This is a genomic window from Kitasatospora sp. NPDC093102, assembly GCF_040683915.1.
In the GTDB taxonomy this organism is placed as follows: Bacteria; Actinomycetota; Actinomycetes; order Streptomycetales; family Streptomycetaceae; genus Kitasatospora.
Map to the genome: position 1 here is coordinate 180,168 of NZ_JBFBFA010000004.1, position 7,422 is coordinate 187,589.

At 72.9% G+C, this 7,422-nt stretch carries 7 protein-coding genes; 2 read left to right on the forward strand and 5 right to left on the reverse strand.

Annotated elements, in window-relative coordinates:
• Positions 1-176: 176 nt before the first annotated feature.
• Complete coding sequence (locus tag AB0O11_RS08510) at positions 177-2,132, forward strand: AarF/UbiB family protein (RefSeq protein ID WP_363383307.1); 1,956 nt, start codon at positions 177-179, stop codon at positions 2,130-2,132.
• Between the two features lie 38 nt (positions 2,133-2,170).
• Positions 2,171-2,740: a hypothetical protein gene (locus AB0O11_RS08515; protein WP_363383309.1), complete on the forward strand. Its 570-nt coding sequence runs from the start codon at positions 2,171-2,173 to the stop codon at positions 2,738-2,740.
• Between the two features lie 56 nt (positions 2,741-2,796).
• Here the strand turns inward: AB0O11_RS08515 and AB0O11_RS08520 are convergent, their stop codons facing one another.
• The 5 genes from AB0O11_RS08520 to AB0O11_RS08540 are packed head-to-tail and all read right to left on the reverse strand — an operon-like array spanning position 2,797 to position 7,418.
• On the reverse strand, positions 2,797-4,101 hold the full coding sequence (locus AB0O11_RS08520) for a cytochrome P450 (RefSeq protein WP_363383310.1): 1,305 nt from the start codon (positions 4,099-4,101) through the stop codon (positions 2,797-2,799).
• Positions 4,101-4,682, reverse strand: a complete 582-nt coding sequence (locus tag AB0O11_RS08525; RefSeq protein ID WP_363383312.1) for a hypothetical protein — start codon at positions 4,680-4,682, stop codon at positions 4,101-4,103. The genes AB0O11_RS08520 and AB0O11_RS08525 overlap by 1 nt, the downstream gene beginning before the upstream one ends.
• Positions 4,683-4,720: 38 nt before the next feature.
• Positions 4,721-5,575, reverse strand: coding sequence for a tryptophan 2,3-dioxygenase family protein (locus AB0O11_RS08530; protein WP_363383314.1), 855 nt, complete (start codon positions 5,573-5,575; stop codon positions 4,721-4,723).
• Between the two features lie 38 nt (positions 5,576-5,613).
• The gene (locus tag AB0O11_RS08535; RefSeq protein ID WP_363383315.1) at positions 5,614-6,402 is read right to left on the reverse strand and encodes an ABC transporter permease; all 789 of its coding nucleotides are present in this window, start codon (positions 6,400-6,402) and stop codon (positions 5,614-5,616) included.
• Complete coding sequence (locus tag AB0O11_RS08540; protein WP_363383317.1) at positions 6,399-7,418, reverse strand: ATP-binding cassette domain-containing protein; 1,020 nt, start codon at positions 7,416-7,418, stop codon at positions 6,399-6,401. The genes AB0O11_RS08535 and AB0O11_RS08540 overlap by 4 nt, the downstream gene beginning before the upstream one ends.
• Between the last annotated feature and the right edge of the window lie 4 nt (positions 7,419-7,422).

Here is a 7,422-nt window from a genome sequence, read left to right on the forward strand (position 1 = left end):
GCCGCACGGCCGCCGCCCCCGCTCGGACCTGCCGCGAAGTGCGATGCTGAATGGCCCGGACGGCAGTTCGCCCTCCGGCTTTCGCCCCGCGCACGGGTGTCCGCCCGGCCGCCACCTGACTGCGCGAAAGGAGGCACGGCCCGACCCCCCGCCACACGGGCGGGCCCCCGCCGCTCATGCAACTGGCCCTGTTCCTGGTCCTGTCCTTCGTCGTCCTGCTGCTCACCATCGCCGTCCTCTCGGCCGGGGCCCGTCGCCTGCTCGGGCTGCGGATCGGCCGCACCCGGGCGCTGTTGACCAGCCTGGTCGGCCTCGGCGCAGCCGCCGTGATCGGCGCGGCCATGGGGGACTCCCGGCGCGGTGCCCTGATCACCGTGCAGCTCAGCTGCGCGGTACTGGTCTCGACGGCCTTCCTCGCGCTGTCCGAGGTCGTGCTGCCCAGCGGCTCGATATCCGGCGTGGTGCGCTGGCCGCAGGCCGTCCGCCGCCGGCTCGCCCGGGGCCGCCGCTACACCGAGCTGAGCCGGATCGCGGTGCGGCACGGGCTCGGGCGCTGGCTGCGCGGGCGCGGCCGCAGCGCCGGCCCGAGCGCCGCCTCCGAGCGGGCCGCGCTGGCGGTGTCGCTGCGGCTGGCGCTGGAGGAGGCCGGGGCGACCTTCGTGAAGATGGGCCAGCTGCTCTCCACCCGCTACGACCTGCTGCCGCCCGAGTTCGTCGAGGAGCTGACCCGGCTGCAGCACCAGGTCGCCCCCGAGCCCTGGGCCGAGATCCAGCAGGTGCTGGCCGAGGAGCTGGGCCGGCCGGTCTCCGAGGTGTTCGCTTCCTTCGACCGGGAGCCGCTGGCGGCCGGGTCGATCGCCCAGGTGCACCGGGCCGCCCTGCACTCCGGCGAGCGGGTGGTGGTGAAGGTGCAGCGCCCGGGCGCGCGGGCCACCGTGCAGCAGGACCTCGACATCCTGTTCCGGATCAGCCGCAAGCTGGAGGAGCACACCGAGTGGGGCCGCAGCGTCGGCGCGCTGGAGCTGGCCGACGGCTTCGCCCGCTCGCTCCACGAGGAGCTGGACTTCCGCGTCGAGGCCCGCAACACGGCCGCCGTCCGGGCCGGGGCCGAGCGCTCCGACGCCCCCACCGGGGTGCTGCTGCCCGAGGTGCACGAGGAGCACTCCAGCCGACGGGTGCTGGTGCTGGCCTGGATGGACGGGGTGACCCTCGGCAGCGCCGGGGCCGCGCTGCCCGGCGACGAGGCGGACCGCGCCGCGCTGGCCCGGCAGCTGCTGGAGTGCGTGCTCCAACAGATCATGCTCGGCGGGGTGTTCCACGCCGACCCGCACCCCGGCAACATCATGCTGCTCCCGGACGGCCGGCTCGGGCTGCTCGACTTCGGCTCGGTCGGCCGGGTGGACCGGATGCTGCGCGCCTCGCTGCGCAACCTGCTGCTGGCCATCCACCGCAGCGACCCGGTGGCCCTGTGCGACGCGCTGCTCGAACTCGTCGACCGGGACGAGGAGATCGACGAGGCCCGGCTGGAGCGCGCTCTCGGCCGGTTCATGGCCCGGCACCTGACGCCGGGCGTGCGCCCCGACCGCGAGATGTTCGCCGACCTGTTCCTGCTGGTCGCCCGGCACGGCCTCACCTGCCCACCGGACATCGCCGCCGCGTTCCGCGCGCTGGCCACCCTGGAGGGCTCGACGGAACTGCTCGTCCCCGGCTATGACATCGTCACCCAGGCGAAGGGCTTCGCCCGTGACCAGCTGCGGCGCAGGCTCACCCCGAAGGCGCTCGGCGAGGTCCTCGTCGAGGAGGCGCTGTCGCTCGCACCGATGCTGCGCCGGATGCCGCGCCGGCTGGAGCGGATCACCAACGCGCTGGAACACGGGCGGCTCGGCGTGCAGGTGCGCCTGCTCGCCGACGAACGGGACCGCCGCTTCGTCCGCACCCTCGTGCACGAGGTGCTGCTCACCTTCCTCGGCGGCACCCTCGGCCTGATCGGGGTGCTGCTGGTCGGCACCTCCGGCGGGCCCGTCCTCGGGCACTCGCTCCAGCTCTTCCAGGTGCTCGGCTACAACCTCCTGGTGATCAGCAGCGTGCTGGTGCTCCGGGTGGTGTTCTCGATCTTCCGCGCCCAGCGCTGACCCTCTCCCACCGTCCCCGACCAACTCCTGGAGTACCGATGACCGCAGTCGACCGAACCGTGCCGGCCACCGCCCGGCCGGCCATCTGGGCAGCACATGCCACCGCCCTGTGGTCCTTCGTGTTCGCCCTCTTCCACCTCTACTGGGCGCTCGGCGGCACCTTCGGCCTGGGCGACGGCGAGAACATCGACATGTCCAGCAGCCCCGGCTTCCTCGCCTACGACCTGGTGGTCACCGGGATGTGCCTCTGGGGCACGGTCGTCCCGCCGGCCCTGCTCCTCCCGGTGTGGCGGGAGCGCACGCTCGGTGCGGTCGGCCGGGTCGCGGCCGCGACCCGGGTGCGGACGGCCTGGCGGACGGGGGCACCGCTGTGGACCGTGACGGCGAGCGCGTGGATCGCCGCCGTGCTGCTGGTGGTGCGCTGGGGACTCGGGATGCTGCCGCAGAGCATGACCGGGCAGACCAACGAGAAGGTGTTCGGGGTGGCGCAGCCGTCGGCCTACACGATCTGGTCGATGCGGGTGGTCGAGGGCTACTTCCTGCTCGGCGGGCTGCTGTTCGCGCTCGTCCTGGTCCAGTACTACCGGAAGTCGCGCGAGCGGGTGTGACACAGCGAGCGGCCGGTACCCCCCGACAGGGTACCGGCCGCTCGGCGCGTACGGGCTCAGCGCTCCGGGTGGAGGGTCACCGGCAGGGTGCTGTACCCGAACAGGAAGTTGGAGTAGACCCGGGCGGCCGGCCCGGCCTGCTCGATGCCGGCCACCTGCTCGCGCAGCGCGTCCAGCAGGGCCTTCAGCTCCTCGCGGCCGAGGAAGGCGCCCAGGCAGAAGTGCGGGCCGTAGCCGAAGGTCACGTGCTTGTTGGGGGTGCGGGCGAGGTCGAAGGTCCGCGGGTCGGCGAAGACCTCGTCGTCGAAGTTGGCGGAGGTGTTCCAGAGCGTCACGATGTCGCCCGCGGCGATCCGCCGGCCGCCGATCTCCAGGTCGACCAGGGCGCGCCGGCCGAAGTGCATGGCGGGCGTCGTCCAGCGCAGGATCTCCTCCGCCGCGCTCGCCACGCTCACCTGCCCGGCCTTGAACGCCCGCCACTGCTCGGGGTGCTGGGCGAAGGCGAGCACCGCGCCGATGGAGGCCATCCGGCTGGACTCGTCGCCGCCGATGATCAGGCTGTAACAGTTGAAGATGATCTCGTCCTCGGACAGCGGCACCCCGTCCACCTCGCCGGTGGCGAGCGCGCTGATCACGTCGTCGCCGGGGTTGCGGCGGCGGGCCCGTGCGAGGTCGGAGAAGTAGAGCAGGATCTCGTTGCGGGCGAGCCACGCCTCCTCGGCGCTGCCGTCCGCGCTGTCGGCGCTGAGCACCTGCTTGTTCCAGTCCAGCAGCCGCTGGCGGTCCTGCGGGGGCACGGCCATCAGGTCGCAGATGGTGCCCATCGGGATGTGCTCGGCGACCTCGGCGGCGTAGTCGAAGGTGCCCTGGCCGAGCGCCCGGCCCAGCAGCTCGGTGGTGCGCAGCCGGACCTGGGCCACCACGTGGTCGAGGGCGCGCGGCGAGAAGGAGCGGAGCATCAGGTTGCGGATCGCCCGGTGCCGGGCGCCGTCGGTGACGGCGAGCATCTTGCCCCCGGCCGAGTCGCCGCCCTGGAGCAGGGTGGTGAGCACGTTGCCGCGCTCGGAGGTGAAGCGCTGGTTGTCCTTGTAGACGGCCAGCACGTCGTCGTACCTGGTCAGCGCCCAGAAGCTGGGCAACTGCGCGGTGGCGCGGTGCTGGTGGACGGGGCGCTCGGTGCGGAAGCGCCGCCAGAGGGCGTACAGGTCGGTGCCGACGAAGGTCCGCGCGTCGGTGAGGTCGACCGCGTCCAGGTCGAGGGCGTCGACGGCTTCGGCGGCGCTGAGGGCGTCCACGGCGCCGAGGGCGTCGAGGTCGACGGCCGACGGGGTGGCCACGGGTTCGGTGCTCGGTACGGTCATCACAGGTCTTTCCGAAGAGAAGGGCTTTCCGGTGGCTGCGAGCCGGTCGGCGCGGCCGGTTCCAGCCCGCGGCGGGCGGCTCGCAACCACTCCTGGCGGATCAGGCCGCTGGGCAGCCGGATCATCAGCCAGTACCGCCTGAAGCGCCGGCGGGTGGCCGGGTCGGTGCTCAGCACCCGGGTCTCGGTTGACAGTTCGCCGCCCGCGCAGTGGAAGTTGAAGGCCACCTTGTAGTGGCCGTCCTGGTCGAAGTCCCGGAAGGCGGCCCCGGGTTCGTCGCCGAGGCCGGCGGGCCCGCTGCCGCCGGTGGTGCGGACGGCGGCGCCGATGACCAGTTCGTCCGCCGAGCGGTGCAGCACGGCGAAGCCCCCGGAGAGCATGGACGCCAGGAACGGGCGCCCCGACTGGCCGCGCTTGGTGCCGAGGGTGCCGACGGTGGTGATCGCGTGGAACACCGGGACGTCCCGGAAGCGGACGGCCTCGACGGCGGCGATCGCCACCGCCGGGTCGGTCGTCGCCGGCACCGCGATCCGGTGCCGCTCGGTGTGGTCCCATTGCGGCAGCAGACGGTCCAACTCCACGATCCCACTCCTGTCCTGGTGGTGTTGTGCGGTGGTGCTCAGGCGGTGGCGGTGCCGTGGCCGAGCGGGCAGCCGGGGCCGGCCGGCTCGGCGGCGGTGTCCTTGCGGACGTCGGACACTCCGGTGCGGGCCTCGTGCAGCTCGGGGAAGAACCACTGGTCCAGCGTCCGGCGCAGGAACTCCGCGCCCGCGCTGCCGCCGGTGCCCGGCCGCGAGCTGAGCGCGCGGACCACCAACAGCCAGTGCCGGTAGCGCCACTGGTGGAAGGCCGCGTCGAACTCCAGCAGGTCCTCGGCCAGCTCGCGCAGCTCGTCCGGGGCCAGGCCGGGGACGAACAGCGCCTCGGCGTCGAGCCCGTTGCGCTCCAGCAGCGCGGTGAAGGCGTCGCGCAGCGAGGGCTCCTCGAAGCGCCGGTTCAGTCTCTCGCACTCGGCGGCGGTGGAGCCCGGCAGCGTCAGGTAGCGGCGCTCGCGCAGGCCGCAGATCATCTCCAGCTCGCGGAACTGCACCGACTGGAAGCCGCTGGACTCGCCCAGCACGCCACGGAACTCGTTGAAGCCCTCGGGGGTCATGGTGCCCAGCACGTCCATCTGGACGACCCAGAGCCGGACCATCTCGCGCATCCGGCGCAGGCACCATCGGGCCGGGCCGGTGCGGCCCTGCTGGATCAGATCCCGCGCCCGCTCCAACTCGCGCAGCGCGCAGGCGAACCAGAGCTCGAAGGTCTGGTGGGTGACGATGAAGAGCAGTTCGTCGTGGGCCTCGGTGCGCGGGCGCTGCAGTTCCAGCAGGCCCGGCACCTCCAGATAGCCGCCGTAGCTGATCGGGGCCTCGGGCCCATCCGCCGGGCCCCGCTCCAGGCCGGCCGTCGGTTCGGTCATCATCTCGGTCATCGGACGTTCCTAGGTCTCACTCGGGTCTCAGGAGTCGTTCAACGGGCTGCGGCAGTGCGGTACTTGCGCACTGCCAGCGGTGCCACCAGGGCGAACAGCACGGCCATCCACAGCAGGCTCAGCAGCACCGGGTGCTGCACCGGGAAGGAGCCGGAAGCGGTGGCCTGCGGGTTGCCCCACAGGTCGCGGCAGCCGCCGACCACCGCGCTCAGCGGGTTCCACTCGGCCGCCACGGCCAGCCAGTGCGGCAGCCCGGTGAGCGGGATGAAGGCACTGGACAGGAACATCACCGGCATCAGCAGCACCGAGGGCACCCCCGAAGCGGTCTCGGCGTTGCCGGTCGACAGGCCGATCAGCGCGCCGACCCAGGCCATCACGAAACCGAACAGCAGCAGCAGGCCGAAGCCGGCCAGCACCGACAGGACGCCGGTGTGGGTGCGCCAGCCGATCAGCAGTCCGACCACCGCCATCGCCAGGCAGCTCAGAGCACGCAGCGCGGTGTCCCCGACCGTGCGGCCGATCAGCACCGCCGCGCCGGACATCGGCAGCGAGCGGAACCGGTCGGTCAGGCCGTTGCGCAGGTCCTCGACGGTGCCGACCGCCGTGTTGGGCACCGCCGACATCACGCCCTGGGTGAAGATCCCGGCCATGATGAACTCATGGTAGCCGCCGCCCGGGACGTCGATCACGCTGCCGAACAGCACGCCGAACAGCAGCGCGAAGACCATCGGCAGCAGGATCGCGCTGACCAGCTTGCCGGGCATCCGGATCAGGTGCCGCAGGTGCCGCTCGACGCAGACCGTGCCCTCGACGAGTACGCCGGTCATGCCAGGCTCCGTTCCTTGAGTTCCTTGAGTTCCGTGAGTTCCGTGAGTTCCGTGGGCTCGTTCGGCTCAGCGGCGGGCCGGCCGCCCTGGCCGGTGAGGGTGAGGAACACCTCGTCCAGCGAGGGCCGGCGCAGCGCGAAGTCCACCACCTCGATCCCGCGCCGCTCCAACTCGGCGGCGGCGGTTGCCAGACCGGAGTTCGCGGCGGTGAGCCGGGCGGACACGAAGCGCCCGTCCTCGGAGAGCGCCGGGACGGAGCCCGGCAGCGCGGCCAGCACCTCGGTGACAGCCGGCAGCTGCGCCGGGTCCACCGGGCGCACCTCCAGCCGCTCGCCGCCGACCCGGCGCTTCAGCTCGTCCGAGGTGCCCTCGGCGATGACCTGCCCGGAGTCCACCACCACGATCCGGTCGGCCAGTTGGTCGGCCTCCTCCAGGTACTGGGTGGTGAGCAGGATGGTGACGCCGGCCGCCACCTGCTCGCGGATCATCGCCCACAGGGCGAGCCGGCTGGCCGGGTCCAGGCCGGTGGTGGGCTCGTCCAGGAAGAGCACCGCCGGGTCGGCCACCAGGCTGGCGGCCAGGTCGAGCCGGCGGCGCATGCCGCCGGAGTAGGTGCCGGCCCGCCGGTCGGCGGCCTCGCCCAGGTCGAAGCGCTCCAGCAGTTCGACGGCCCGCCGGCCGGCCGCGCGCCGGTCCAGGCGCTGCAGCATGCCGACCATCCGCAGGTTCTCCCGGCCGGTCAACTGCTCGTCCACGGCAGCGTACTGGCCGGTCAGGCCGATGCTGCGCTGGACGTCCCGGCGCTGGGTGCGGACGTCGTAGCCGGCCACCTCGGCGGTGCCCTCGTCCGCGTCCAGCAAGGTGGCCAGGATCCGTACGGTGGTGGTCTTGCCCGCACCGTTCGGGCCGAGCACGCCGAGCACGGTGCCGGCCGGGACACACAGGTCCACCCCGTTCAGCGCCTGGTGGTCACCGTACCGCTTGCGCAGGCCGGCCGCCCTGATCGCTGTCTCCATGCCT

What these genes read in the sequence shown, in the direction of transcription:
- AB0O11_RS08530 (WP_363383314.1), bottom strand. Translation starts at nt 5,575, where the DNA reads ATGACCGAGATGATGACCGAACCGACGGCCGGCCTGGAGCGGGGCCCG.
- AB0O11_RS08535 (WP_363383315.1), bottom strand. Translation starts at nt 6,402, where the DNA reads ATGACCGGCGTACTCGTCGAGGGCACGGTCTGCGTCGAGCGGCACCTG.
- AB0O11_RS08540 (WP_363383317.1), bottom strand. Translation starts at nt 7,418, where the DNA reads ATGGAGACAGCGATCAGGGCGGCCGGCCTGCGCAAGCGGTACGGTGAC.
- AB0O11_RS08510 (WP_363383307.1), top strand. Translation starts at nt 177, where the DNA reads ATGCAACTGGCCCTGTTCCTGGTCCTGTCCTTCGTCGTCCTGCTGCTC.
- AB0O11_RS08515 (WP_363383309.1), top strand. Translation starts at nt 2,171, where the DNA reads ATGACCGCAGTCGACCGAACCGTGCCGGCCACCGCCCGGCCGGCCATC.
- AB0O11_RS08520 (WP_363383310.1), bottom strand. Translation starts at nt 4,101, where the DNA reads ATGACCGTACCGAGCACCGAACCCGTGGCCACCCCGTCGGCCGTCGAC.